The sequence below is a fragment of the Achromobacter sp. genome (assembly GCF_032113835.1).
Classification (GTDB): domain Bacteria; phylum Pseudomonadota; class Gammaproteobacteria; order Burkholderiales; family Burkholderiaceae_B; genus Achromobacter.
Map to the genome: position 1 here is coordinate 16311 of NZ_DAMCTG010000004.1, position 26411 is coordinate 42721.

Below are 26411 nucleotides of genomic sequence, written 5' to 3' on the forward strand. Positions count from 1 at the left end.
ATAGACCCCGGCCAGGACACCTGATCAGACCGGCGGGATTTCGCACAATCGGAGCTAATCAAAATGAAGAAGAAAGTGGGGATGCGCCTGGCGCACGGCGTCGTATCAAGCACCATCGCCATCGCGGGCCTGTCCATGGGGATGCCGGAACAGGCGGCGGCGCAGCCCGGCGTGGCGCAGGCGGTCTCCTTCGACATCCCGGCCCAGGGGCTGGCCGATGCGCTGGTGATATTTGGCGCGCAATCGGGCTATCAGGTGACCGTGGACGGCGCGATGATCCGCGCCGCACGCGCCAGCGCCGTGCGCGGGCAGATGCCTGCCCCGCGTGCGCTGAGCGAGATGCTGGCCGGCAGCGGATTCACCTTCGACATTTCGGGCAACGTCGTGACGATCCGTCCGCTGCCCAAGGCGTCCGATAGCACCACTCACCTGGCGCCGGTGCTCGTGGAAGGCGCCGCCGCCACCGCCTACGTACCTGCGGACGGCTATATCGCGTACCGCAGCGCGACGGCGACCAAAACGGACACGCCGCTGATTGAAGTTCCCGCATCGGTGTCGATCGTGACGAGCGAGCAGATCGAGGCGCAGCAGCCCAAGACCGTGACGCAGGCGCTGCGGTATACGCCGGGCGTGACCAGCGAAGTGGCGGGGGGGCAGATCATCGCCGACCAGCTCATCATCCGGGGCTTCCAGCAAGGCACCGGCCGGCTGCTGCGCGACGGATTGCGCGGTTTTCCCAGCGATTACCTGGGCTGGGATGCGCCGGAGCCGTATGGATTGGAACGCATCGAGGTGCTGCGCGGCGCCAGTTCGGTGCTGTACGGCGCATCCGATCCGGGCGGGCAGATCAATCTGGTGACCAAGCGGGCGCCGCGCACGCCGTTGTATCAGGTGCAGGTGCAGGGCGGCACCCATGACTATTCGCATGCGGCGTTCGACATCGGCGCCCCGCTGGACGACGCCGGGGTATGGTCCTACCGTCTGACCGGGCTGATGCGCAGCAACGACGTGCAGGTCGACAAGATCCATAACGAACGCACATTCATCGCGCCGACATTCACGTGGCGGCCCAGCGGCGCCACCGAGTTCACGGTCCTGACGGAGTACCAGAAGCAGACCGGAAACTTCGCCAATGCCCTGCCTGCGGAGGGCACGGTGCTGGACAACCCCAACGGCAGGATCCCGCGGCACCGCTACATCGGCGAGCCGGACTTCGACCGCTCTGTCAATGAGAAGACATCGGTCGGCTATCTGTTCGAACACCGGTTCAACGATGTCTTCACCGTGCGCCAGAACCTACGGTATTCGCATGTGCGCCACAGCAGCGACGAGCTGTTCGTCCTGGGTTGGGCAGATGCCGACAAGCGGCTGGCCAGCCGGTTTGCCGATTCACGCAGCGGCAGCGGCGACGTGCTGGCCGTGGATAACCAGTTGCAGGCGAAGTTCGGCACCGGCCCGATCGATCACACGCTGCTCGCGGGCCTGGACTACAGCCGCATCAAGTATTCCCAATGGCAGCAACTGGGCATGGGAGCGCCGCTTGACCTCTTCACGCCGGTTTACGGCAATACGGACATGATGATGTTTCCGGCCAGCGAGTACCGTCAAACGGTGCAGCAGACCGGTCTCTATCTGCAGGATCAGCTGAAGCTGGACAAGAAATGGGTGGTGCTGCTGGGTGGGCGGTATGACTGGGTGCGCAACGAAAACACCGCGACCTGGGCGTCGGCGCCCGTGCAGAACGACGAGAAATTCACCGGACGTGCCGGGCTGGTCTATCTGAGCGACTCGGGTCTCGCGCCCTACATCAGCTATTCCGAATCATTCCTGCCCGCCACCGGACGCACCTTCGACAATCAGGTGTTCAAGCCCGAAATGGGCCAGCAGTATGAGATCGGCGTGAAGTACGAACCGCCGCAGATGAACGCGCTGTACACGTTGGCGGTGTTCGACCTGACCAAGAAGAATGTCAGCACGCCCGATCCCGCGCACCCGGGCTTCAACATCCAGGAAGGGCAGACGCGCTCGCGCGGTGTGGAATTGGAGGCGAAGGTGGGATTGGCGCCGAATCTGGACGTGATGGCCAGCTATACCTGGAACGACGTCAAGGTGAAGCGTTCCACGGAGGCTGGCATTCAGGGCAACCGGCCGGTCCGCGTGCCGGAGCAGATGGCGTCGGTCTGGGTGGATTACCGGCTGCCGGTGGCGGGGCCGCTGGCGGGTCTGCGCGTGGGCGGCGGCGTGCGGTATGTCGGCAGCAGCTATGGCGACCGCGAGAATTCGTTCAAGGTGCCGTCATATACGGTGGTCGACGCGATGCTGCGCTATGAGTTCACGCCGGGCCGCGGGTTGGCGCTGTCCTTGAATGCGTCAAACCTGTTCGACAAGCAATACGTGGCGTCTTGCTACAGCATGATGGGTTGCCAGTACGGCCAAGGCAGGACGATGTACGCGACGATGGAATACGCGTGGTGATGCCGGGCGAGGGTTGCAGCTAGCGCCTGCGGGCGTTGCAAAAATACCCTCGCACCCGTTCCCCCCCCTGCGTGCTACAAACAGCGCCGGCAGCGGCGACAACGTCGGCGGCTATGGCGGCACCATCGCCATCAACAACAACGGTGGGTCGATCATGGTGCAGAACTCGCCGACCTCCAGCGCCCAGGGCAGTGGACCGGGCATCTGGGCGGATTCGGGCGCGCAGTTCGGAATCTATGGGGCTATCGCATGGATCGCAACATCGGCATCGCGGGATACCAGGACAGCGTGCAGAATGCCGATGCCTGCCGCGCCGGCGCCACCCAACGCGACATTCAGGGGATGTACTACGCGTTCCTGTTCTTTGCGCCGCCTTGGCGAGCCTTGAAGCGCGGGTTCGATTTGCAGATGACGTAGATCCGTCCGCGGCGGCGCACGACCTGGCAGTCGCGGTGGCGCGTCTTGGCATCCTTCAGGGAGGAAAGCACCTTCATGATGGGTTCCTTTTGAATAAGTAAGGGTTTCAACAGGACGGGTTCATGGCATCTGGGTCATTGCGCGTCGTGGTTCTGCTCGCGGGCCCACGCGACGGCGTCATGCGGGTGCAGGCTTTCCATGTGGCAGACATGGGTGCGCACGTGCGCGAAGCGGCCACGCAAGGCGGCCTGGATCCGGCGCGCGGCGTCTTCCACGAACATGAGGTTCTGTCCGTTCAGGGCGGCAAACGCCTGTTCGTCCGCCCGTTTGACGGCGGTCTGCACGGGCGTGCCCAACGCGTCTTTGATCGTGTCGATCAGCGCAAACAGATCCCACGTCTGCGCATCCGGCGGCAACGTTGCCTGAACGCGGGCCTCGCTGCGCTGGCTATGGGGCGTGGCAACGGTGGCGTTCTGGCGCAGCCAGGCCGCCACGCGATCGGGATCGATACTGTCCTGATTGCCGAAGGCGGTCAGAAAGGCTTGTTCGACCAGTTGCCGCGCCAGCGCGGCCGAGCACGGGCAGGTGGATGAGTAGGCGACCTTGACCTGTATGTGCAATTGATGCCGGCCGTCGCGCACCGAGGCGCGCACTTCGACGGGATAGGATTTCCAGCCCATCATGCCCGCGGTCACCAGGGCAGGGCGGCGGGCCAGCAGGTCGAACGACAGCCGCACGCGCGCGCCGCGGGTGTCGCAGTCCCGATGGCTGGCGACCATGGCGTCCAGCACGCCGCGCAGCGCGTGCGGCGTGAGATTGTGCGGGTCGGCAAGGTGGTCCAGTTCCCGGTAGAGCCGCGACATGTGAATGCCTTTGACGTGGCGGGCGGGGAGGTCAACCTGGGCATCGGCCCGGGCATGCAGCGTGCGCCGATAGCCGGGCTCGGCGAGCATGATGGGCAGGTCGATGCCCTGCATGCCCACCCATTCCAACGCGCTCAGGCTGGGGGAATGCTCGGTTGTCGAAATGTCGGGAAGTACGGTGTCCACGGTGATGCTCGATATCGCGTTCTACATGTCCCCGCGGGTTGGCGCGCGGGGATTCGTTGGGGGTGTCAGGACCAGTCCGGAAACGGGTTGGGCAAGGTCTTCCAGGCGCGCGGGCCTTGCGCCATTTCCTCGTCGGTCAGCAAACAGGCGTCAAAGCGCGCGCGCAGGGCCGCCTCGTCCATGTCCATGCCGATCAGCACGAGTTCCTGGCGTGCGTCGCCCACGCCTTCGTCCCAGTTCTTGCGGATGATCGCGACGTACTCGGGATCCTCGGGCCAGCGCTCCGGCGGCATGGCGGCCCACCAGTAGCCCGCCGCCCCGTGGCGCGCGACCGCGCCGGCCTGCGACCACGAGCCGGCCATCTCGGGATGGCTGGCCAGCCAGAAGTAGCCCTTGGAACGCACGACGCCCGGCCACTCGCCTTCGACGAAGGCAAAGAAGCGTTCCGGATGGAACGGGCGGCGCGCCCGGTAGACGAAACTGCGGATCCCGTATTCCTCGGTCTCCGGCGTATGCTGGCCGCGCAGTTCCTGCAGCCAGCCCGGCGCTTTGGAGGCTTCGTCGAAATCGAACAGGCCCGTGTTCAGCACGCGATCCAGCGGGACCTTGCCGAATTCGGTGATCTCGATGCGGGCGCGAGGATTGAACTTGCGCATGATGGCCATCAGCCGCTCGCGCTCTTCGGTTGAGATCAGGTCCACCTTGTTCAGCAGAATGACGTCGCAAAATTCGATCTGGTCGATCAACAGGTCGACCACGGTGCGCTCGTCTTCGTCGCCCATCGATTCGCCACGCGCCTGCAGGCTGTCCTGTGAACGGTAGTCGCGCAGGAAGTTGAAGGCGTCGACGACGGTGACCATCGTGTCCAGCCGCGCGACTTCGGCGAGGCTGCGTCCATCCTCGCCTTCGAAGGTGAAGGTTTCGGCCACGGGCAAGGGTTCGGAGATGCCGGTCGATTCGATCACCAGCTGATCGAAGCGACCTTCCTTGGCAAGCCGGTCCACTTCGACGAGAAGGTCTTCGCGCAACGTGCAACAGATACAGCCGTTGCTCATCTCCACGAGCTTTTCGTCGGTGCGCGACAGCTCGGCGCCGCCTTCGCGCACGAGGGATGCGTCGATGTTGACGTCGGACATGTCGTTGACGATCACGGCCACCCGCCGGCCTTCGCGGTTGTTCAGGATGTGATTGAGCAAGGTCGTCTTGCCGGCGCCCAGAAAGCCTGACAGCACGGTGACGGGCAGTTTGGGTTGAGCGGTGAGGAGCGTGTCTGCTTTCATGGTGTCGGGGCGGTTGTCGTCGGGCGGGTTTTCGATGTCGCCGCCAAAATGAGATGTTATAACATATCATAAATGGCCGGCTGCTTTAGAAGCCAAGTCTGGCTTGCGTGCATGCTTCGTCCGATTGCGCGTCAGACTGTTCCCGGTAAATCAGGTACGCTCTGACGCTCGCAAATCCGGGAAAACTCGATATGTGGCGCACGTTCTTCAAGATGTCGTTGACGGTGGGTTGGGTGCTTTGGCTGGCCGTCATGGCGTGGTTTGCGGTGGGCATGGCGCGGTACATACCGTCGGCCAATGCGACGCTGACGTCCATTACGCTGACGCCCGGCCAGACGGCGCGCGCCGAGATCTACCGCATCCGCGAAGCGCCGTTGTGGATGGAGGCGCGATTTGGCGGTCCGATGGGCCGGGAGCGGCCTGAACTGGGTGATTCCGCAACGCGCATTGGCGCGCCGGACGCGAAGCCGCGCATCATCAACCCCGGAGAGCCGGTGCGAATCCGTGTGCGCGATGGCAAGGGGCTGGACATCGTGGTGAGCGCGGCGCCGCGCAGCGGCGCCAGCGCCACGCATTTCTATCGCAAGCTCTGGCCTGAGAGCCCTGCCGACGACGCGCAGCTTGAGACCGCGCCGGGCTTTCCGATGCTGGCGAAGGGGACATCCAATCTGACCTTCACTGTGGAAGAGGCCGGGCCGGCGCTTCAGGGCGAACAGATCGAACTGGAAGTCAGCGCGCCCATCGGGTTGAAGCGTACGGCGGCAGGGTGGGAGGACGTTTCCACCTTTATTTTCTGGCCTTTCTATGCGGCGATCCTGGGTGCGTGGGCGCTGGTCTGGGCGGGGCTGACGTGGTGGTATCGCCGACGGAGCCGGCGGACGGCGAAGCAGGTGTTTATCTGAGTTCAAAGAAAAGGCCCACGCAATGGCGTGGGCCTTGTTTCATACCGCGGCTGAAAGTTCGAATCGTGCGGCGCTTAGAACCGGTACGCCGCTTGCAGCTGGAACGTCTGCCCCGACACGTTGCCGGTGTCGAACAGGCGGTCGTAGCTGGCGGTCAGATCCATCGCCTTGCTGACGGGCAGCGTCAAACCCAGGCCCGCCGAGAACATGCCGCGCGACGGCGCCACGCCGGGCAGTGTGAAGCCGGTGCCATCGCCCGCCGTTGCGCGGTATTGGCGGTTGGTGTCGAGGGTTTCGTAGGCGTAACCCACGCGGGCCTCAACGATGGCAGGCTTGTCCGACTTCATGCTGAAGGGGACGCCCACGACGAGTTGCGCGTAGGGCTGCAAGCTGTTGAAGTCCTGAGCGCCGACATCCAGGTTCTGGCTGGTCGAACCGGATTCGCTGAAGCGTTCGGTGTGCAGGTACTGATAGCGCAAGCCGAGACGCGGCGTGATCATGACGGGACCCGCAGCCAGCGGCAGGCTGGCTTGCAGGCCGGCCGTGATCTCCTGTCCGTCCGAGTCGTTCCGGGCCTTGCCCGGGCCGGGGAAGGACCGGCGCGTCTGGAGGAAGTCGTAGGCGGCGCCGACCGTCGCGGCGACGGTGACCGCGCCCACGCGGCGGCTGCCGTAGCCCGCGATGCGCAAGGTGTCGATCTTGCCGGTCGCCTCGTCTTCGGTCACATCGACGTGGCTGTAGCCGCCCGCGACGCCGACCGTCCACGCGCCAACCTGCTGATCCAGGCCGGCCAGAAAGCCGTAATGGCGATCCTTGTAGCTGGGGGCGTCATCGTTGCCCCGCACGTTCGCGGTATTGGAGACGATCTGGGCCCACGCCTGGCGGCCCGGGCGCGCGCAATTGGCGTCCGTCGCGGCGTCGGCGCACTCCTGGCCCAGCCTTGCGAGCAGTGTGTCGTTCACACGCTGCCCTTCGCGAATGGCGGCCGAGGCGACCGCGCCGAAGATCGTGGCGTTGGTGGGGGCGATAACGACCGGCCCGGCGCCGGCACTGCTGCCGTTGGTCAGCGTGAGGGTGCTGCCGTCGGCCAGGTTCTGCACGCTCTGCGCCAGTTCGGCCGGCGCGTTGCTCGTGACGGAAGCGAACCGCCCCGTGACGGTTGCCGCGTCGACGATGCGGAAGGACGTGGCGCTGTAGGTGCCGGGGCCGTACAGCACGTTCAGCGTGCCGGCGAGCGTGGCGGTGCCGCCTACCTTCAGTTGCGAAGCGGCGGTGGGGCTGACGTCGATGAACAGCGTGCCGGTGGGGGACTGCGTGTAGTTGCCCAGAACCGTCAGCGTGCCGATGGAGCCGCCGGGACGCACGACGCCGTCGTTGGTCACATTGCCGCCGATCGAGCCATGTCCGCGCAGCGTGCCGGCGCTGCCGACGGCAACGTCGCCCAGGATGCTGGCGGTGGGATGGGCTGCATCGCCGATTTCCAGCGTGCCCGCCGACACCGAGGTGCCGCCCGAGTAGGTGTTCACGCCGTTCAGGATCAGCATGCCGCTGCCGGTCTTGGCCAGCGCGCCGGTCCCGGTCAGTTTGGAATCGATGATGGCGGTGGCATTGCCATCGACTTCAATGGCCGAGGAGGCCGCCGCCAACCCGATGTCGTCGCCAGTGACGCGGTAGCCGTCTGTGGAGAACTGCATGCCGTTTACCGCGATTGCACCTTGGCTGCCATCGACCGTCACCGTGCCTGCCGTTCCGCCGAACACGGGGCGCACATAGGTCTGGTCGAGCTCGTAGTTGGTGGTGCCGTCGGTCGTGGTCCAGTTTGTGCCGTTCGCCGTCCAGGTGCCTGAGCCGCCGGCAATTGTGCCGTCCGGCACGGTGTTGGCGCCGTCCCAGTAGTGGGTGCTGGGGTCGGGGAGGAGCGTCACGGTCAGCGCGCCGTTCACATTGCTCAGCCGTGCGAGCAGGCCATTGTTGACGGAGACGAAGGCCGTGTTGTTGCCGTAGGTGCTGGAGCCAGTCGGACGCACGACGGTATAGGATTGACCGAACGCCAACCCGGTGCCGCCCAGGCTGATCGCGGCGCCGCTGATGGCTGCCGAGCCGTTCACATCCAGGTAGCCGTAGCTGCTGGTGTCGACGACATTGAAGGCCAGTCCACCGCCGGTCTGCGAGTAATTGCCCGTGACGGTGATGGGATTGTTGATCTGAAGGTTCGCGCCGTAGTTGATGACGGATCGGCCCACCGCAGCGATGTCATCGTTCAGCAACAGGTTGCCGCCCGAAAAAAACAGGTTCGCACCTGTCACCGTGATGACGCCTTTGTCGGCAACGCCGAGACCGCCGCTCGCGCCGGTGAGGGTGCCGACGACGTTGCCCCTGCCGCCGGAGATGCCGAGGGACATGGTGCTGCTGGAGGTCAGGTCGCCCGCAATGAGACCGCTGTTGGTGATCGTACTGATCGAGCTGTTGCCGTCGATCTGGATCGCCGCACTGCCGCCGGTGATGGTGCCGCTATTGGCGAGCAGGCCCACGTTGGTGCCGCGGGAAAGGTCGATGCCGGTGCCGATCGTTCCCCCCATGGCACTGCTGGGCGCGCCCACGATCAGCCCCGTGTTGGTGATGGTGCCGGCCCCGCTGGTCTCCATGGAGATGCCGGCGATGTCGCCCGAGATGGTTCCGGAATTGGTCAGCGCGCCCACCCGACCGTTGTCTTGCACCAGCAGGCCCACCATGCCGGTAATGGTCCCGCTGTTTTGCAGCGTTTCAATGGCGCCGTTTTCGGTGGCCACTCCGAATCCCTGGAGGACACCGCCGATGTTGGCGCTTTGCAAGGTGCCGGTGTTGGTCAGGTTGGTGATCGTTCCGCCATCGTTCCAGATGGCTGCAACCGTCCCGCCGGAGGAACTGTTGCTGCTGATCATCCCGGCATTGCTGATCGTGGAGATGCTGCCTTCATTGAAAATGCCGGCTCGTGAGCCGGCGATGGAGCCGCCCGTATTGTTGACCACGCTGGTGATGCTTCCGGACCCTGTATTCAGGATGCCGGCCACGGTGACGCCGGTTCCGGTGGACCAGATCAAGCCATTGGTTTGCACCTGAGCCAGAACGCCGTCGTTCTGCAGGCCCGCCAGTACGCCCACGATGGTGCCGGAGTTCGCCAGTGAGGCGCCAGGGGCGGCGATGGCGGCGTGCAAACCGATGTTTTCGCCGGAAAGGCTTCCATTGCCGGTGATCGTAATGTTGCCTAACGTCCAATCGATGCAATTGACGGCGCCTACGACGGTCGAGTTGCTCGAGTAGTTAAGCGCGACGCACGGCGCGGCATGGACCATGCCGGGAAGCAGGCTGGCGGCCACGAGGGAAACACCCGACAAAATTTGCGTCGACCGGGCAGGGATCGCCGTCGAGCCGGCCCGCGCGGATGCCATGGGAATGGAGTTGATACGCTTTTTTTGGTGTTTCAGCTTCAAGGCAAGCTCCCGGCTGGGGCGATGTCATGGGATATCAGGCGGCAACCGGAGAAGCAGGGGAATCCACGCGGTAGGGCGCCAGGGTATGGGGTCGGACTGGCGGCCGTTCTGTGGGCGCACGATCTCACCCCGCACACTACCGGCGAAGGCGCATCTTCAAAGCGCGCAATAAGGGCGAAATACAGGCCTAAATTCGGTTTGGCGCGGTTGGCGCGCCGGTACGGCCAGCGACTGAACCCTGCTGGTCAGGCCTCAGACCCCGGAAAGCGCTTGGCCAGCGCCAGCCCGACGTCGTGCAGGACCGTTTTCCAATCGCCCGGAGCGGGCTGGCGGAACAGGTGCAGCGACGGATACCAGGGCGTGTCGGACCGGTGCAGCAACCAGCGCCAGTCGGGCAGGAAGGGCAGCATCACCCAGGCGGGACGATTGAGCCCGCCCGCCAGATGCACTGGCGAGGAGTCCACGGAGATGAGCAGGTCGGCCAGGGACAGGATGGCAGCCGTGTCCTCGAAATCGGCGATCTCCGCGTCCAGCGGCACGAGGTTCATGCCGGGCGGCGCCTCGGCCGCCTGGGCCGCGGCCGGCCCTTTCTGGATGGCGAGATACGTGATCCCGGGCAAGGCCAGCGGCGCCAAGTCCGCCAAGGCAAGAGACCGGTTGGCATCGTTCGAATGCGTGGGCCTGCCTGCCCAGGCCAGCGCCACCCAGGGGCGCGGCAAGCCGGCCAGCCGCTGCCGCCATTTCTCCACGCGATCCGCGTCGGCCGACAGGTAGCCGGTCTGGCACGGCAGGTCGGCCATGCGCAGGCCGATCGCCATGGGCAGGGACATCAGTTCGCAGTGCTGGTCGAACGGCGGGGGGATCTGGCCGCGCCGGAAGGCGTCCGGGCCGACGAGGCGCCGGGCGAAGGGCAGCAGGTCGGGATGGACTTCCAGCACGACGCGCGCGCCGCTGCGGGCACGGGCCGCGTCGATCAGGCGCATGAATTGCAGCGTGTCGCCGTACCCCTGCTCGTCATGAATGAGCAGCGTCTGACCCGCGATGCGGCTGCCGTCCCAGCGCGGCCGCTGCACCTTGCGGTCCATGGCGGCGGTATGGGAAAGGCTGTAGCGCCAACGGTATTCCGGCCAGCCGCGCTCGAAATTCCCTTGCAGCAAGAGCGTTTCGGCCAGGTCGAATCGGGCGGACAGGTTGCCCGGCATGGCTGTGGCGAGCATGGTCTGAATGTCGGCGGCTTCCTGGACGCGCCCTAGAAATTTCACTGTCAGGCCGAGAAGCCGCCATAGTGCGGCGGGCGCGCCGCGCGGGTCCATATTCTCGCGCAGCAGCCGCTCGGCGGCGGCGTGCTGGCGCGCAGTCAGCAGCGCGCGGACGCGGTGTGTCAGGTCGTCCACGTCTTGCGCCTGCGCTGCGGTTGGGGCGGTTGTTGCGGCCGGGAGCGCCCCGGCGGGCGCCGCGGCTGTTGACGCCGCTGGCGCTTCGTTTGTGGCAGCCTGCGCGCCGCATGCCGTCCGCAGGCGCGTGCGCAGTTCAAGCGCCTGCGGGTGGGTGGGCGCGAAGGCGAGCAGCGCCTCGGTCCACTGCAGCGCTTCGCGAGGCCGCAACCGCGCCGCTTCGATGCCCGCGAGATTGATGTAGGCGTTTATCAGGCGCGGGTTGCACGCGATGGCGCGATGCGCCGCGTCTGCCGCCGCTTCGTAGTCACCCAGTTCACCCAGCACGAAGGCGAGGTTGCTGTGTCCTTCGGCGTAGTCGCTTCGCAATGCGAGCGCCTGGACGTACAGCCGGCGCGCCTCGTCCAGGCGATTCACGCCCACGTACGCGTTGCCGAGGTTGTTGAGCGCTTCCGGGCTGTGCGGCTGAAGTTCCGACACCCGTTCAAGACAATTGACGCTATCGGCCGAGCGCCCCGCTTCCTGCAGGATGATCCCCAGGTTGTTCCACGCCATGACCAGACCGGGGTCCTGCTTCGTGGCTTGCCGCGCGGCGGCCTCGCCTTCAGCGAGCTGGCCCTGCTGCCGGCAGACCTCGGCCAGGTTGCCAAAGTAGACCGCGGGCGCGGCGTCTGTCAGGCATGCCTGACGCAGCAGATCCAGCGCGAGCGCCGGCTGGCCGTAGGCGTGCGCGATCAGACCCAGGAGGTGCGACGCATCGGCCTGTCCGGGCGATGCGTCGAGGATGCGGCGGCACAGTATCTCGGCCTGGTTTGCCTGGCCAGCGCTCCAGTGGGCGTGGGCCTGCTGCAGGGCCTGGGAAAGGGAAAGCAGCTTGTCTGCCTTCGGCGTTGGCGTTGCGGGCTCGTGGGCCATGGAGATACCGGCGGCCGGCGCCAAGGCCGGGCAGAAGGGGAACGTGGAGCGGAGATTCTAGTGCCTCGCCGGGGCATGCCCGACGCACTGCATTTTAGATGTGGGTCAAGAGGGCCGTTACTTAGGCGGTATATACACATCCACAGACCGCTGCGCGCCCACGGCGCGACGGTTCCGGCATCGCGCCGGACAGCAAAAAATGGGAGCGTCGCGTGCAGCAGAAACTACCGGTATGGCGGGTCATCCGCGAAACCTTCGACTACTTGGGGGACCATGGCGGGCGCACGCTTGCGATGGCGCCGCAACTGGTGGCCATCCTGATCGTCGGCGTTTGCCTGGGCGTTTACCTGGACCAGATGGCGGTTGCGCGGCAGAGCATGCTGCTGCAACTGGCGGGGTGGCTCGTGACCACGGCGTGTCCGGTGATGCTGGCAGTCGCATGGCATCGCCGCATCCTGCTGAACGAGTACGCGCGCGGGGGCATTGCCACGGGCAAACCTGAACGGATGTACTTCATCGTCGCGGTGATCCTTTCAGCCTCTTTTTTCGTCCTGTCGATCGCGCGCGTCGTGATCGCCGTGTTGATGTCTGGGCCGGAGGGCGTGTCCCCGCTGGGTATCGCGCTGCAGCTGTTCCTGGTGCTGTTGCCGGCGTATTTTGTGGGCCATTTCTTTCTGGCCCTGCCGCAAGCTGCGCTGACGGGCAGGGTGGACGTTCGGCGCATCACTGCGTTGACCCGCGGCAACAAGTGGCGATTCCTGGCTGTGTCGTTGCTGCCCGTTCCGATACTGCTCTTGATGGAAGCGGTCAGGGGCTATCTGCTGCGGATGCCGCTTGAACCGGGTCTTGGTTCCTATCTCTACGGCGCGCTGATGATGCTGGTGACCACTATCATCTCCGTGACGACGATGTCGGTCTGCTACCGCATCCTGGCGCTGCCCGCCAGCGACGATGCGCCCGAAGCACAGGCGCGGGAGACGGCGGTCGCCGAAGGGTAGCGAGGTGCGGCAGGGCGGATGTTCAGCACGTCCACCCGCCGCACCACCTCAATACTGATACCGCACCGTCAGCATCACGCTGCGCGGCTGGCCGTAGTAGTTCTGCCGCGAAGCGCCGCCAAGCTTCTCGTAGTACTTGCGGTCGAACAGGTTGTCGACGGTGAGCGTGCCTTCGATGTGACGGTTGTACCGGTAGCCGATCTGGGCCGAGACGAGCGCATAGCTGCCCTGATCCCAACGCACGTTGCCGCTTTGCAGATAGTTGCCGCTGTTCCAGCGTACGCCCGTGCCCACGCTGAAGCCTTCCAGCGCCGGCTGGGTGAAGCGGTAGCGGGTCCAGAGGTTGATGGCGTGACGCGGGGTGATGGTGCTATACGAGAGTCCTTCCTGGGCTTGGCTCGCTTCCAGGTATTTGGTCTGCGTGTAGGCGTAGCCGGCCACGATGTCCCAGTTCGGCAACGGCGATCCGCTGATCTCGGTCTCGAAGCCCTGGCTGCGCACCTTGCCCGCGGCCACCGAGTACATCGGGTTGTTCAGGTCGCTCATTGCGCGGTTGCGGTCCACGATCTGGAACAGGGCGGCGTGTGCGTTGAGCGCGCCGTCCATGAACGCGCCCTTCAGGCCCGTTTCGATCTGGCGTCCGACGCGCGGCGACAGCGTGCTGCCTTGCGCGTCGATTTCGGTCTGCGGCTGGAAGATGCTCGTGTAGCTGGCGTAGGCGGACACCTGCGGCGTCAGTTCGTACACCAGTCCGGCATAGGGTGATGGGCGCGCGTCGATGCGCGTCGTCGCCTGGCTGAAGTCGCCGAAGTACTGGTTGGCGTTGCGTGCGTCGTTCTTCCACCAGGACAGGCGCGCGCCCGCGATGACCTTCAGGTGATCGGTCGCCTGGATGTTCGCACGCGTGTACAGACCGAATTCGCTGGTGCGCCCGTCGTTGCCGTTGACCTGCTCCATTTCAGGCTGCGGCATGTTGATGACCGGGTCATTCACGTTGGTCGGGAAGATCGTGCCGCCGCCGTAGTTGAATTGCTTGCGCGTGTAGCTGTAGTCGGCGCCCACGAGCACGCTGTGCTCGCGGCCAAAGGCTTCGAACGGCAGGTTCACGTGCGCGTCTGCGCCGGTGGTCTTCCAGTGGTTGCGGTACGACCAGGCGATGAGGTTGGTGTCGCCGGTGACCGGATCGACGGCGCGGTTGGGCCAGGTGGTCACGCGCGTCGGCGTATCAGTGTCGCGATGAAAGACGCTTGCCTTCATGGAGCCCCCGCCATCCAGCCGGTGTTCCAGGTCGGCAAAGACCTCGGTGGTTTCCTCTTCGATGCGGTTCCATTCGGCGCTGAGATTGGTGCCGCGGCGCACGTCGAGCAGCGAGCCGTCGGCGTACGCGGGCAGGCCGAATGCTGGGGTGACGCGGGAGCGTTGGTGCGTGATGCCCGCCGCCAGCGTCGTGGCGGGTGTCAGGTCGGCCTCGACGATGCCGTAGAGCGTGGGCCGCTCGGAACTGACGCGGTCGACGAAGGAGCCGCGGTCTTCGTAGGCGGCGATGAAGCGGCCGCGGACCTTGCCTTCGCTATCGAACGGCGTGCTCAGATCGGCCACGGCCCGGTAGTAATCCCACGAGCCGACGCTGGCCTGCGCGCCAAAGGCGAATTCCTGCATGGGGCGCTTGCGCACCAGATTCACGCTGCCGCCGGGCTCGCCGGTTCCTTGGTAAAGCCCGGACGGACCGCGCAGCACTTCGATGCGATCGTAGATGGCAAGGTCGAAGCCCGCCGACAGGTTGCCCGCTCCGGCCGGGGCGCGCATGCCGTCCACCTGAATCGAATCGAGCGAATAGCCGCGAGAGATGAACCCGGAGATATTGCCGCCGCTGGATAGCGTTTCCACGGTCATGCCGGTGACGTTGCGCATCGCGTCCGACAGGCTGTTCAGGTTCTGGTCGTCGAGCTGCTGGCGCGTGACGACGGACACCGACTGCGGAATCTCCTTGAGCGTCTGCGTGCCCTTGCCGATGGTTACCGCATTGCTGGTGTACGAGCCCGTGCCTTCGCTGGTGGCGCGCTCCGCCGCGCCGGTGACGGTGACGGGCGCCAGTTGCGTGACGCCGCCTTGCGGCATGGCCTGCAGCGCGTAGGTGCCGGCAGCGCTGGGCACGGCACGGTAGCCTGTGCCCGCGAGCAGGCGGTCGAAGCCTTGCTGGACGTTCATCTCGCCCGAGATGCCCGGGCTTTGGCGGCCGGCGAGCCACGCGGGGTCGTAAACGATCTGTACGCCGGCGGCGGCCGCGTAGCGCGCCAGCACGGCGTCGAGCGAGCCCGCGCCGATTGCGACGGTGCGCACCTGCGAGGCCGGCGCCGCGCCGGTCTGGGCCGCGGACTGTGCGCCCGCGGTGGCGCTTGCCATGGCCGTGCACCAGAGCGCCGTCCAGATCATTGCCTTGCGGGATCCTCTGCCCCGCGCTGCGCGTACACGTGCCATCACTCGTTCATCCTTTCATCGTCAAGCAAGAAGCGCCCGCATCCCCTTGATGCGGCCTTACTTCCTACTCCGCGCGACAACGAAAAAGTGATCACCTCGACACAAAATATTTTTCTCGGCGGTGGCTCAAGCGCCGGCCGGTCCGACCGATACCCAGTAGCGGGTGACCCGTTGCACGGCGATGGGCAGGCGTTCGGCCAAGGCCTGCAGCGCCGCATCGGTATCGCGCAGCGACAGCGCGCCGGAGACCCGCAGGTCGGCGACCTCGGGTGCGCAACGCAGGAAACCCGGGCGATGGCGCGCCAGCTCGGCTACCACATCGGCCAGGCGCTGATCGCGCACAACCAGCATGCCTTGCTCCCAGAGCGCTGCGCTGTCGTCCACGGGCGCGAGCGCGCCGGTCTGGGCAAGTGTGAAGCTGCCTCGTTGCCCGGCGTCGATGCGCAATGGCGTGCCATTGGCGGGGCGCGCCAGCACGGCATGTTCGAACACCATGACCTCGGTGCGGTCGTCGATAAGACGCACCGAGAAGCGCGTGCCCAGCGCCTGCACCTCGCCCTGCGGGGTCTGCACCACGAAGGGCCGGTAGGTGGGCTGGGATTCCTGGCCGGTGGTCACCAGCACCTCGCCGGCCACCAGCACCAGACGGCGTTCGCCCGCGCCGTAGCGCAGGTCGATCGCGCTGCCGCTGTTCAACACCAGCCGCGTGCCGTCGTCGAGCTGACGTGTCAGTTGTTCGCCCGCGGCGGTGCGCAGGTCGGCGCGCCAGGCGGGCGCCTCGTGCCATGCCATCCAGCCGGCCGGCGCCAGCACGCCCAGTCCCAGCGCCGCGCGCAGCACGGCACGGCGGCCCTGGCGTTTGCGGGTGGCGCGCAGCACGCGATGGCCGATGGGGGCAGGTAGTCCTTCGAATGCGCCCAGCACCTGCTCGGCGCGGGCCCAGGCCTGCGCGTGGGCCTCGCCCTGCGCCAGCCACCGTTCGAACGCGCGCCGCGTGGCCGCATCGGCGGTCTCGTAGCGCAGCCGGATGACCCAATCGGCCGCTTCCTCCAGCAATAGATCGCCCGGCGCGCTCATGCGGCGGCCGTCATGCACGCCATCAAGGCCTTGCGCAGATGGCGCCGCACCGTGATCACGGGCTTGCCGGTCTGCTGGGAGATTTCCTGCAGCGTCAGCCCGTCCAGCTGCGCCATCAAGAACATCTCGCGCGTGACGGCGGGCAGGCGCTGCAGCATGGCGTCGATGGCTACCAGCGTCTGCACGATCATGAGGCCCGTTTCCGGAGACGGCACCTGCGGTTCGGGCAGGTGCGCGATGGCATCCAGATAGGCCTGCTGCACCGCGCGGCGGCGCCAATGGTCGACCAGCAGGCCCTTGGCGATATGCGTGATCAGCGCGCGCGGCTCCTCGCGCAGCACGGGCGGCCGGCGCGCGGCCATCAGCCGCACGAACGTGTCCTGCGCCAGATCGGCCGCGTCGCCGCTGTCGCCCAGCTTGCGATGGAGCCAGCCTTGCAGCCAGCCATGGTGATGGCGATAAAGCTGCTCGACTGCGGGGAGGGAAAGGGAATCGGGAGATTGCAAGATGCCCAGCAGTCTACCGAATGCGAATAAGAAATACTATTAATTGGATCGCGGGAAGCGCGTGTGCGCGGCGTGCGCGCAACAGACGCCGCCGGCCTAGAACGCGATCCGGATGCCCGCCGTCGCGGATAGCGCGTAGCTGCCGGCGAAATCGGTGTCGGCGGCCACTTCACCATAAAAGTCGTAGCGCTCGTCGTGCCGGTGATTCACGCCAAGGCCGATGCCGGTCCAGGTGCGCCGCATGCGGCTGTCCACCGGCACGTCCGCCACGTGCATGCGGCTGCCGTCCAGGAATTCGTGCTTGACGTTGACGATGCCGTAATAGTTGGCCTGCTGACGCCGCCCGCGCGCGTCCTGCCAGGATTGCCTGTAGTCCAACGCCAGGCCGACACGTCCCAGCAGGCTGGTGGTCCGGTTGTTGTCGATGCGTGCGCCGAACGTGTCGTCAAAGCTGCCGAAGCGGGCCGTCACGTAGCTCAGCTGGGCCTGCGGGACCAGCGCGAAGCCGTCGTCCAGCGCGAAGGCCTTGCCCCCTTCGACACTGAAGACATATCCCTGCGCCTTCTGGCCCTCTTGCAGTTTGCCCGCCAGGTGCGAGCGCAGGTCGCTGTCGAACAGGTTAGCCTGCGCCTGGGCGTCGACGTACGCGCCGTCCTTGCCGTACCACGTCAGCGTCGTGGCCAGGCCATAGGACGTGGTGCCGATGCTGCCGTTGCCGAAAGACGAGGAGGCACGGGTGTTGGCCGAGCCGTAGTGCATCGCCAGCCCGGCGACCAGGCGCGAGTCGCTTTGCCCAGCGTAAAGGTCGCGGTCGATGCCGAACTCGGCTTTCCAGCCGTCGATATTCAGCCGCTCGAGTGTTGTGGAGGCGGAAGGCTTGAACTGGCCGCCCGAGCCTTCCAGCCGCACCCAGGCGCCGTCGCGGCGCGCGTCGGCGGGGTCGTACTGGCGGTTGCCGACGCGCTGGCGCAGCGTGGACGGCTGGCTCAAAAGCAGCAGCGTGTTGGCATAGGCCTCGTAGACCGGGACACCGGGCTGATAGAGCAGGGGACCGTCAGGACTTGCTCCACCGCCGCCGGGAGGCGCCGTGGGCACGCCCGGTGATGGGTCGATGCCCGGTCCGGGAACGGTCACGTCCTTGAGCGAGGACCGCAGGTACCAGTTGCCGTCCGACGATTCCTTCTGCAGGACGTAGCCGTAGGCGCCGGCGACGATGGCCGGCTGGCCGCCGATGACGTAATCGGGATTGGACAGTTGAAACTGCCCCGCCGACAGTCCGTTCACCTGTACGACCTGGATGCCGCGCTGCGTTGTGGCGCCCGAGCCGCCGGCGTTGGTGACCTGGACCGGTGTGGCGCCGGACGTTGCGCCGGTGATCACCAGCCTGTCGGTGGGCGAGCTGTCGTCGCCAAGCCGCGTGCGGATTTCCAGGTTCCCGCCGGACGCGGCGTAGTCGCCGGCTATCGTCAGCGTGCCGAAGCCCGTGCGCGGACCCGGCGCGATCGTGCCGCGATTGACGGTGGCGCCGACGCGGCCGGTGCCGGTCAGCCGCGCGCCCATGTCGATCTGCACCGGGCCGCCCAACACGCCGTCAACCTGCAGCGTGCCGGCCTGTACCTGCGTGCTGCCGGAGAACGCGGTGCTGGCGGCGGTGAGCGTCAGGATGCCCGCGCCCAGCTTGTTGAGGCTGGACGTTCCCGAGAAGGCAGAATTGACGCCGACGTCGTACGTGTTGGTGTCGAACCAGGCGCCTTCGCTGCCCACGACCTGCGCGTTGAAACCCACCAGAAAATCGGAGGTGTTGCGCAGGGCGCGCAGGATGCCGCCATCGAGGTTCAGGGTGACGCCGCCGTCGCCCTTGATGACCGAGCCCGTTTCCAGGACGCCGCGGCCGGTTGCATCGCCCCGCAGGTTCAGGGTGCCGGTGGCGCCGCTGTCGATCGCGATCGATGTGTCGCTGTTGGCCCGCACGAGACCGCCCTTGGCGATGGTGAGCGTGCCGGTCCCGCTGTTGCCCACTTCGACGCCGTCGGTCACGCGGATGGTGGCGGTGTCGGCGGTTGCGCTGGACACGGTGACTGTGCCGGTGCTGCCCGCCCGGTACCCGATGTAAAGCATCGCTGCGGCGCCCGGTGCGCTGGACCCCTCGGTACTGACCGATGCGCCGTCGCTGACGATGAGATCGCCCGTGCCTTCGAAGCCGACGTAGATGTTGTTGAAGGGATCCCACAGCGAATTGCGTCCCGTCACCGAGACGGAGCCGTTGCCGCCGCTGTACTGGCCGATGAGCGCCTGGCCGCTGTGGACGGCTGCCCCATCCCGGACGATCAACGTGCCGCGGCCGTCGGACCCCACGCGGAAGGCGTTGGGGGCGGCAAGCGTCCAGGTCGAGCCCGCGCCTTCTACGGTGACGGTGCCCAGGCTGCCAGCGTCCGAGCCGATGACGGCCCAGTCGCCTGAGGCGACGCCGCCGTTCAGGATCGTCATGACGCCAGTGCTGCCCAGCTGCGTGCCGATGCTTGTTTCGCCTGCGGTGATCCAGGTGGATGCGTTTCCGGCGCCATCCTTGCCGGAGACGCTGATCGTGCCTAACCCACCGAGGGAATTGCCGATGTAGGCCCAGTCATTGACTACCCTGCCGCCGTTGTCGATATTCAGGACGCCCGGGGACGACTCGCCGACGACCAGGTCGCCGCCGACGAGCCAGGTGGGAGATAGCACGGGCAAGGGCGCGATGTCGCCCGTGCCCGACACGCTCTGCGCGCGCACGGTCGTTACGCAGTTCAACGTGCAAAGCAGGCCGGCTAGCGCGCGGGCATAGGGCAGGAAACGGAAGTCCCCTTTTGCCATGACATGTCTCCACCTTGTATTGGTAGCGGTTATCGCCTCTCTGGGCGATTACGGCACTTTGCGGCGCGATCTTAAGCACGGCTCATTTGGCGCCGGTGACGGGCGGTGCGTGGTTGGAGGCATCATCCTGCTGTCGCTAACGCCTTGCGTTGGCTTCTATCTTTGCCGCGCGGTAGTTATGCTTGTCACCACCTTGACCTTCGTGACGACCATGTCCGTCGGCTACCGCATTCTGGCCCTTCCGGCGTTTTGACGATCGTTGTCGGCATAACTCCAAAACACAAAGGAGACAAACGTGCTTGGTTCTGAATTGATCATTCGCTCGCTGCGTCGGCGGGGCGTCACCACCATCTTCAGCCTGTCCGGCAATCAGATCATGCCGCTTTACGATGCGTGCATTGACGCCGGCATTCGCATCGTTCACGTGCGGCATGAAGCGGCCGCCGTCTTCATGGCCGATGCGTGGTCGCAGATCACCGGCGAGCTTGGCGTGGCGATGGTCACGGCGGCGCCCGGCCTGACCAATGGACTCGCGCCGCTGTACTCGGCCTCGCAGGCGGAAAGCCCGGTGCTGGTGATCTCGGGCGACTCCTCGGTGTCGGAAGATGGCGCTGGCGCGTTTCAGGAGCTGGACCAGGTTGCCATCACGCGGCCGTTGACCAAGTTGTCGGTGCGTCCGCAGTCCGCGGCAGAGCTTTGCTCCGCGCTTGAAGACGCCATGACGCAGGCGCTTGCGCCTCGGCGGGGCCCTGTCCACCTGGCGCTTCCGTTTGATCTGCTGACGGCCGAAACCGGCATCGCGGATCTGCCCGAGGCGCCAGCAGACCAGCCGGCTGCCGTGCTGGATGCGGCGAAGCTGGACCTACTGGCTGAACTGTTGAATGCGGCTCGCCGCCCGCTGGTATTGGCGGGACCGACGAGCGCGCGGTCGCACAGTCGGTCCGCCCGCGCGGCCGCGGAAGCTGCGCTCGGCGTGCGCATCATTCCGATGGAAAGCCCGCGCGGGCTGAAGGATCCTTCGCTGGGCGCGTTGGCCGGCATCATGCCTGGCGCCGATCTGATCGTGCTGGCGGGAAAGTGCCTTGACTTCACGCTGGGATTCGGCGGCACGGGTGCGCTTGGCGATGACGCACGCGTCGCGGTGATCGATCCGGACCCTGCGATGCTGGAACGCGCGGGCCGTCTTCTCGGCGAGCGTCTGGTGTTGGCGTTCCAGGCTGATCCCGTTGCAGCGCTTGCGTCGATACGGGTGGCGCAAGCTCCAGCCGAACGTCTTTCGTGGCGCGATCAGGTCGATGAAGCGCTGCAAAGCCGGACGGTGAAGACGTCGTCTGCTCCAGCAGAAGGCGCTTTGGGTCCGCGCGCGCTGTGCGAGACCGTGCAGGCATTCCTGGCGTCCGCACCCGATCCGATATTGATCTGCGATGGCGGCGAGTTCGGTCAGTGGGCGCAGGCGTTCTGCCAGGCGCCGGTACGCATCATCAACGGCATGTCCGGCGCGATCGGGGCAGGCGTCTGCTACGCCATCGCTGCGAAGATCGCGCGGCCTGAATCCATGGTCGTCGCCATGATGGGCGACGGCACCGCCGGCTTTCACTTGATGGAGCTGGATACGGCCGTGCGCGAAGGTGCGGCGGTCATCGCGGTGATCGGCAATGATCTGCGCTGGAACGCCGAACACTTGATTCAAGTGCGCACCTATGGTCCGCAGCGGCTGATTGGCTGCGAGCTTTCACCGACGGCGCGCTATCACGACGTGGCGTCTGCGCTGGGCGGCGCGGGTTTTGCGGCACACGACGAGGATGGTCTGGCCTACGCGTTGAAAGCGGCCGCCGAAAGCGGCCGGCCAGCCTGCATCAACGTAGCTCTGGCAGGCGAGGCCGCCCCGGTTTTCAACGCGGCATCGACGGCGTCAACAAGCGGACATTGAGCAGGTTGCTGGTCAGCGTCCGCGATCATCCCGCGCGCGCGGTGCCCGGCGATCCTGCAGGTTTTGCCGGGCAGGCGGGCGCTACGCCGACGCCCGCCGCGGCAGCCACCGCCAGAACACGCCCGCCGCCACCAGCCCCAACGTCCCCACGCCAAACGACGCCCCACCCAACGACAACAACGCCGTCAGCGCCGACAACGCCACCGGCCCGCCGCTCGCACCCAGATCGGCCATAAACCGCCAGATACCCAGAAACTGCGTGCGGGCACCGGGGGGCGCGGCGTCCGCGCCCAGCGTCATGACGATCCCCGACCCGATGCCGTTGCCAAAGCCCAGCAGCAGCGACACCAGGATGAAGCTCGTCACGCCGCCTGTCAGCGGAATCGCCATCAGGCTCAAGCCCATCAGCAGCGTGCACGGCAGCGCCACCCACAGCCGGCCGCGCTGGTCCATGACCTTGCCGGCGGGATAGAACACCGACATGTCGACCGCCGCGACCAGTCCGTAGACAAGCGACGTGGTGGTGGCGTCCAGCCCAAGGTGGTCAGCCCACAGCGGAATCACCACCTGGCGCGATGCCCGCAGCGCGCTGATCAGCATCACGCCGACACCCAGCGTGGCGTACACGCTGCGATGGTCGCGCGCGACTTCGCCGATGCGTGCACGCGGCGCGCCGGCTGCCTTGGCGTGCGAGGGCTCGATGTCGGGCGCCTTGATGGCGATGAAGCCCGCGCCGAGCATGGCGCAGACCGCAATCCAGTACGCGCCGTCCAGCCCCATGAAGTGAATCAGCGCCGCGCCCGCGAAGGGGCCGATGAAGGTGCCGATCCGCGTCGTGCCGCCCAGCGTGGACAGGGCGCGCGCGCGGTACGTCAGCGGCACGACCTCGATCATGTAGCTTTGGCGCGCCAGCTGGAACACCGATTGCGCGCAGCCCTGCATCAGCATGGCCAGCGCCAGCACCCAGAGATGCGGCACGCCGATCACCAGCACCAGACCAGCGACGCTCAACAGCGCGGCGCCGGCCATCGCGCGTTTCTCGCCGAAGCGTTCTGTGATCAGCGCGGACGGAATGTTGGAGAGCAGCGAGCCGACGCCGATGAGGGCGGCGATGAGGCCGGCGGCCGCGAATGACGCGCCTTGTTCCCGCGCGGTGAGCGCGATCACGGGAAGGATGGCGCCGTTGCTGATGCCGTAAAGCAGCGACGGGCCGAACGCCGGCACGGCGATCTGCTTCAGATTGAAAGATTCGGGATGCGACATGAGGGGGGCGTGAGCGCGGGACTGCGCCGCGGTCATCGATGCGGGATTCCGAGAGTGTATCGAAAGCCTTTCGCGCCCGGCTGTCAGCAGCCTGACAGCCCACTTGGCCAATCGCGGCACTCCGGTCACCTGAACAACGCCGACGTTTCTCCGGGTTTCTCCCTATTTGCATACGTATGCAAGGCTTTGAAAGTGCCCTCCATCGATGAACTTTCAACGCTTGCAGGACCTGAGACCATGATCCGTTATCTGAAGCGCGGCCGGACCGCCGCCGTCAAGACCGACGACGACGCCAAGGTGCGCGCCACCGTCGAAGACATCATTCGCGACATCGAAACCCGTGGCGACGACGCCGTGCGCGATTACAGCCGCAAGTTCGACAACTGGGACCCGGCGGACTTCCGCCTGTCGCGCGCCGAGATCGAGGCGGCGCGCAAGCAGTTGTCGGCGCGCGAGATCGAGGACATCGCGTTTGCCCAGAGCCAGGTCCGCAACTTTGCGCAAATCCAGCGCGACTCGATGCGCGACGTCGAAGTGGAAACCTATCCCGGCGTGGTCCTGGGCCACAAGCACGTGCCGATGAATGCGGTGGGCTGCTACATCCCGGGCGGCAAGTATCCGCTGCTGGCCTCGGCGCACATGAGCGTCCTGACCGCCAAGGTGGCGGGCGTGAAGCGCATCGTGTCCACGGCGCCGCCGTATCAGGGCAAGCCGCATCCGGCCATCGTGACCGCGATGGACATGGCGGGCGCCGACGAGATCCTGGTGCTGGGCGGCGTGCAGGCCGTGGTGGCGATGGCGGTGGGCACGCCCAGCGTGGCGCCGGTGGACATGCTGGTCGGCCCGGGCAATATGTTCGTGGCCGAAGCGAAGCGGCAGTTGTATGGCCGCGTGGGCATCGACCTGTTTGCAGGACCCACCGAGACGCTGGTGATCGCCGACGACAGCGTGGATGGCGAGCTGTGCGCCGTCGATCTGCTGGGTCAGGCGGAACACGGCCCCACGTCCCCCGCCGTGCTGCTGACCACCAGCGAACAACTGGCCCGCGACACGCTGGCCGAAGTCGAGCGCCAGTTGGCGATCCTGCCGACGGCCGGCATCGCGGCCAAGGCCTGGGCCGATTGCGGCGAGGTCATCGTCTGCGATAGCGACGAGGAAATGCTGCAGGTGGCCGATGACCTGGCGTTCGAGCACGTGCAGGTCATGACGCGTGATCCCGATTACTTCCTGAACCGGATGACGAACTACGGCGCGCTGTTCCTGGGACCGCGCACCAACGTCAGCTTTGGTGACAAAGTGATCGGCACCAACCACACGCTGCCGACGAACCGCAACGCACGCTACACCGGCGGCCTGTGGGTGGGCAAGTTTCTCAAGACCTGCACCTATCAACGGGTGCTGACGGACGAGGCCAGCGCGGCGATGGGCGAGTATTGCTCGCGTCTGTGCCACATGGAAAATTTTGCGGGCCACGGCGAGCAGGCCAACATCCGCGTGCGCCGCTATGGCAATCGCCCCGATCTGCCGTGGTATCAGCCGGTGGAGGCCCAGGCATGATTGCGCTGCCCAAAGGACCGGACTTCCGCCTGGACGGACGCCGCGCCCTGGTGACGGGCGGCAGCGGCGGCATCGGGCTGGCGGCGGCCGCCGCGCTGGGGCGCGCGGGCGCGCATGTGACGGTGGCGGCCCGGCGCGAGCCGGAGCTGGCACAAGTGTGCGAAGCCTTGCGCACTGAGGGCATCGGCTGTGCGCCGCTGGTGCTGGACGTGACGGATTCCGCGGCCGTGGACCAGGCGGTCGCGCGCGCCGAGCCCTTCGATGTCCTGGTCAACAATGCGGGCATGAATCGTCCCAAGCCGCTGGTCGAGCAGTCCGACGAGGACATCGACGCGGTGCTGGACCTGAACGTGAAGGCGGCCTTCTACACCAGCCGGGCCGTGGCGCGCCGCCTGCTCAAGGAAGGCCGAGCAGGATCCATCGTGAATGTCTCGTCGCAGATGGGGCACGTGGGCAGTCCGCGGCGCACGCTGTATTGCGCCAGCAAGCACGCGCTGGAAGGCATGACGCGCGCATTGGCATGGGAATTGGGTGCCGCCAACATCCGCGTGAACACCGTGTGCCCGACCTTCATCGAAACGCCCATGACGGCGGGCATGCTGGAGCAGCCCGGGTTTCGGGACTGGGTCTGCGCACGCAACGCGCTGGGCCGCGTCGGCCGCCTGGACGAGGTGATGGGCGCGATCGTGTTCCTGGCCAGCGACGCATCCAGCCTGATGACGGGCAGCGCGCTGATGCTGGATGCGGGATGGACCGCGGCATGAGGACCGCGCCTCGCGCGCAGGACGTGGCGGATCTGGCGCAGGTCTCGCAGTCCGCCGTCAGCCGCACGTTCACCCCGGGCGCCAGCGTGTCGGAAGAGACGCGGCGCAAGGTGCTGGCGGCCGCGCAGAAGCTGGGCTATCGGCCCAACGCGCTGGCGCGCAGCCTGATCACCCGCCGCAGCCGCATCGTGGCGCTGGTGATGAGCTATCTGGAAAACCAGTTCTACCCGCTGGTGATCGAGCGGCTGTCGCAGAAGCTGCAGAAAGAGGGCTACCACGTGCTGATGTTCATCGCCGAGGTGGACGAGGCGGCAGACGGCGTGTTGGCCGAGATCCTGCAATACCAGGTTGACGGCATCGTCATGGCGTCCGCCATGCTGTCGTCCAACGTGGCGCGCAGTTGCGCGGAAGTTGGCGTGCCGGTGGTGCAGTTCAATCGGGTGTCCATTCTGGGCGGCCTGGCGCGTCACGCCAGCAGCTCGGTCACGTCCGACAACTATGCGGGCGGCCAACTGGTGGCGCGCCTGCTGGCGGCACGCGGCTACCGGCGCTTTGGCTATCTGGCGGGGCTGGAGGATTCTTCCACCAGCATCGAACGCGAACGCGGCTACCGCGACGCCTTGCGGGAACTCGGCCACGACGTCGCCTGCCGCGAAGTGGGCCACTACGACTTCGATCTGGCGCAGGCCGCCGTGCGCCAAATGTTTGCCGCCGATCCGCCGGACGCGCTGTTCGCCGGCAACGATCACATGGCGATTGCGGCGCTGGACGTGCTGCGTCAAGAACTGGGCCTGCGCGTGCCCGAGGACGTGGCCGTCGTGGGCTTTGACGACGTGCCGCAGGCCGCGTGGGGCGCGTATCGCCTGACTACCGTGCGCCAGCAGGTCGAACCCATGGTGGACGCCACCGTCGCCCTGCTGCGCGAACAGATGCAGGCCGAGCTGCGGCCGCGCGACATCGTCATTCCCTGCAGCCTGGTTGAACGCGCAACGGTCCGGGGGCAGGCCTGACAACACCCTTTACCCTTTTTTCCGGCACTACCCAAAAAAAGCGCGCACAGACCGCGCTCATTGACACCAGGAGACA

18 protein-coding genes are annotated in these 26411 nt (G+C 66.4%); 8 read left to right on the plus strand and 10 right to left on the minus strand.

Annotated features, from left to right (window positions below; all coding sequences use genetic code 11):
- Positions 1 to 63 precede the first annotated feature (63 nt).
- On the plus strand, positions 64 to 2475 hold the full coding sequence (locus RT697_RS02710) for a TonB-dependent siderophore receptor (protein ID WP_313696874.1): 2412 nt from the start codon (positions 64 to 66) through the stop codon (positions 2473 to 2475).
- Between the two features lie 249 nt (positions 2476 to 2724).
- Complete coding sequence (locus RT697_RS02715; RefSeq protein ID WP_313696985.1) at positions 2725 to 2892, plus strand: hypothetical protein; 168 nt, start codon at positions 2725 to 2727, stop codon at positions 2890 to 2892.
- On the opposite strand, the gene ykgO is transcribed toward RT697_RS02715, so the two are convergent.
- The 3 genes from ykgO to zigA all read right to left on the minus strand — a co-directional run bounded on the left by ykgO (position 2823) and on the right by zigA (position 5221).
- Positions 2823 to 2969, minus strand: coding sequence for a type B 50S ribosomal protein L36 (ykgO, locus tag RT697_RS02720; RefSeq protein ID WP_043548342.1), 147 nt, complete (start codon positions 2967 to 2969; stop codon positions 2823 to 2825). The two genes, RT697_RS02715 and ykgO, sit on opposite strands and share 70 nt — an antisense overlap.
- Positions 2970 to 3026: 57 nt before the next feature.
- Positions 3027 to 3941, minus strand: coding sequence for a GTP cyclohydrolase FolE2 (folE2, locus tag RT697_RS02725; RefSeq protein WP_313696876.1), 915 nt, complete (start codon positions 3939 to 3941; stop codon positions 3027 to 3029).
- A gap of 65 nt (positions 3942 to 4006) precedes the next feature.
- Positions 4007 to 5221, minus strand: a complete 1215-nt coding sequence (zigA, locus tag RT697_RS02730) for a zinc metallochaperone GTPase ZigA (protein ID WP_313696877.1) — start codon at positions 5219 to 5221, stop codon at positions 4007 to 4009.
- A gap of 251 nt (positions 5222 to 5472) precedes the next feature.
- On the opposite strand from zigA, the gene RT697_RS02735 reads away from it, so the two are divergent.
- On the plus strand, positions 5473 to 6123 hold the full coding sequence (locus RT697_RS02735; RefSeq protein ID WP_313696878.1) for a hypothetical protein: 651 nt from the start codon (positions 5473 to 5475) through the stop codon (positions 6121 to 6123).
- 74 nt (positions 6124 to 6197) lie between these two features.
- Here RT697_RS02735 and RT697_RS02740 read toward each other — a convergent pair whose 3' ends face one another.
- Positions 6198 to 9479 (minus strand): autotransporter domain-containing protein, encoded by a 3282-nt coding sequence (locus RT697_RS02740; protein ID WP_313696879.1) that lies wholly within the window; start codon positions 9477 to 9479, stop codon positions 6198 to 6200.
- Positions 9480 to 9838: 359 nt separating this feature from the next.
- Positions 9839 to 11926 carry a tetratricopeptide repeat protein gene (locus tag RT697_RS27085; RefSeq protein WP_409517394.1) on the minus strand — a complete coding sequence of 696 codons (2088 nt, stop codon included), beginning with the start codon at positions 11924 to 11926 and terminating at the stop codon, positions 9839 to 9841.
- 188 nt (positions 11927 to 12114) lie between these two features.
- On the opposite strand from RT697_RS27085, the gene RT697_RS02755 reads away from it, so the two are divergent.
- Positions 12115 to 12900 (plus strand): hypothetical protein, encoded by a 786-nt coding sequence (locus RT697_RS02755; RefSeq protein ID WP_313696880.1) that lies wholly within the window; start codon positions 12115 to 12117, stop codon positions 12898 to 12900.
- 48 nt (positions 12901 to 12948) lie between these two features.
- On the opposite strand, the gene RT697_RS02760 is transcribed toward RT697_RS02755, so the two are convergent.
- From RT697_RS02760 to RT697_RS02775, 4 genes are all read right to left on the minus strand, one after another.
- The gene (locus tag RT697_RS02760; protein ID WP_313696881.1) at positions 12949 to 15303 is read right to left on the minus strand and encodes a TonB-dependent siderophore receptor; all 2355 of its coding nucleotides are present in this window, start codon (positions 15301 to 15303) and stop codon (positions 12949 to 12951) included.
- A 201-nt stretch (positions 15304 to 15504) separates the two neighbouring features.
- Positions 15505 to 16455, minus strand: coding sequence for a FecR domain-containing protein (locus RT697_RS02765; protein WP_313696882.1), 951 nt, complete (start codon positions 16453 to 16455; stop codon positions 15505 to 15507).
- A complete protein-coding gene (locus RT697_RS02770) occupies positions 16452 to 16961 on the minus strand; it encodes a sigma-70 family RNA polymerase sigma factor (RefSeq protein ID WP_313696883.1) in 510 nt (169 codons plus the stop codon). Before RT697_RS02770 ends, RT697_RS02765 begins: the two co-directional genes overlap by 4 nt.
- Positions 16962 to 17057: 96 nt before the next feature.
- On the minus strand, positions 17058 to 19811 hold the full coding sequence (locus RT697_RS02775; RefSeq protein ID WP_313696884.1) for an autotransporter outer membrane beta-barrel domain-containing protein: 2754 nt from the start codon (positions 19809 to 19811) through the stop codon (positions 17058 to 17060).
- A gap of 295 nt (positions 19812 to 20106) precedes the next feature.
- Here RT697_RS02775 and RT697_RS02780 point away from each other — a divergent pair, with 295 nt between their 5' ends.
- A complete protein-coding gene (locus RT697_RS02780; protein WP_313696885.1) occupies positions 20107 to 21741 on the plus strand; it encodes a thiamine pyrophosphate-binding protein in 1635 nt (544 codons plus the stop codon).
- A gap of 81 nt (positions 21742 to 21822) precedes the next feature.
- Here RT697_RS02780 and RT697_RS02785 read toward each other — a convergent pair whose 3' ends face one another.
- Positions 21823 to 23004 carry an MFS transporter gene (locus RT697_RS02785; RefSeq protein ID WP_313696886.1) on the minus strand — a complete coding sequence of 394 codons (1182 nt, stop codon included), beginning with the start codon at positions 23002 to 23004 and terminating at the stop codon, positions 21823 to 21825.
- 237 nt (positions 23005 to 23241) lie between these two features.
- Between RT697_RS02785 and hisD the strand changes: the two genes are divergently transcribed.
- The 3 genes from hisD to RT697_RS02800 are packed head-to-tail and all read left to right on the plus strand — an operon-like array spanning position 23242 to position 26335.
- The gene (gene hisD, locus RT697_RS02790) at positions 23242 to 24561 is read left to right on the plus strand and encodes a histidinol dehydrogenase (RefSeq protein WP_313696887.1); all 1320 of its coding nucleotides are present in this window, start codon (positions 23242 to 23244) and stop codon (positions 24559 to 24561) included.
- Positions 24558 to 25325, plus strand: coding sequence for an SDR family oxidoreductase (locus tag RT697_RS02795; RefSeq protein ID WP_313696888.1), 768 nt, complete (start codon positions 24558 to 24560; stop codon positions 25323 to 25325). Before hisD ends, RT697_RS02795 begins: the two co-directional genes overlap by 4 nt.
- Complete coding sequence (locus tag RT697_RS02800) at positions 25322 to 26335, plus strand: LacI family DNA-binding transcriptional regulator (protein ID WP_313696889.1); 1014 nt, start codon at positions 25322 to 25324, stop codon at positions 26333 to 26335. Before RT697_RS02795 ends, RT697_RS02800 begins: the two co-directional genes overlap by 4 nt.
- Positions 26336 to 26411: the final 76 nt, after the last annotated feature.

Excerpts from the sequence above, each read along its gene's own strand:
- RT697_RS02735 (WP_313696878.1), top strand. The coding sequence starts at position 5,473 with ATGGCGTGGTTTGCGGTGGGCATGGCGCGGTACATACCGTCGGCCAAT.
- RT697_RS02785 (WP_313696886.1), bottom strand. The coding sequence starts at position 23,004 with ATGTCGCATCCCGAATCTTTCAATCTGAAGCAGATCGCCGTGCCGGCG.
- RT697_RS02760 (WP_313696881.1), bottom strand. The coding sequence starts at position 15,303 with ATGGCAAGCGCCACCGCGGGCGCACAGTCCGCGGCCCAGACCGGCGCG.
- RT697_RS02765 (WP_313696882.1), bottom strand. The coding sequence starts at position 16,455 with ATGAGCGCGCCGGGCGATCTATTGCTGGAGGAAGCGGCCGATTGGGTC.
- ykgO (WP_043548342.1), bottom strand. The coding sequence starts at position 2,969 with ATGAAGGTGCTTTCCTCCCTGAAGGATGCCAAGACGCGCCACCGCGAC.
- RT697_RS02775 (WP_313696884.1), bottom strand. The coding sequence starts at position 19,811 with ATGGCAAAAGGGGACTTCCGTTTCCTGCCCTATGCCCGCGCGCTAGCC.
- RT697_RS02710 (WP_313696874.1), top strand. The coding sequence starts at position 64 with ATGAAGAAGAAAGTGGGGATGCGCCTGGCGCACGGCGTCGTATCAAGC.
- RT697_RS02800 (WP_313696889.1), top strand. The coding sequence starts at position 25,322 with ATGAGGACCGCGCCTCGCGCGCAGGACGTGGCGGATCTGGCGCAGGTC.
- RT697_RS02795 (WP_313696888.1), top strand. The coding sequence starts at position 24,558 with ATGATTGCGCTGCCCAAAGGACCGGACTTCCGCCTGGACGGACGCCGC.
- hisD (WP_313696887.1), top strand. The coding sequence starts at position 23,242 with ATGATCCGTTATCTGAAGCGCGGCCGGACCGCCGCCGTCAAGACCGAC.
- zigA (WP_313696877.1), bottom strand. The coding sequence starts at position 5,221 with ATGAAAGCAGACACGCTCCTCACCGCTCAACCCAAACTGCCCGTCACC.
- RT697_RS02715 (WP_313696985.1), top strand. The coding sequence starts at position 2,725 with ATGGATCGCAACATCGGCATCGCGGGATACCAGGACAGCGTGCAGAAT.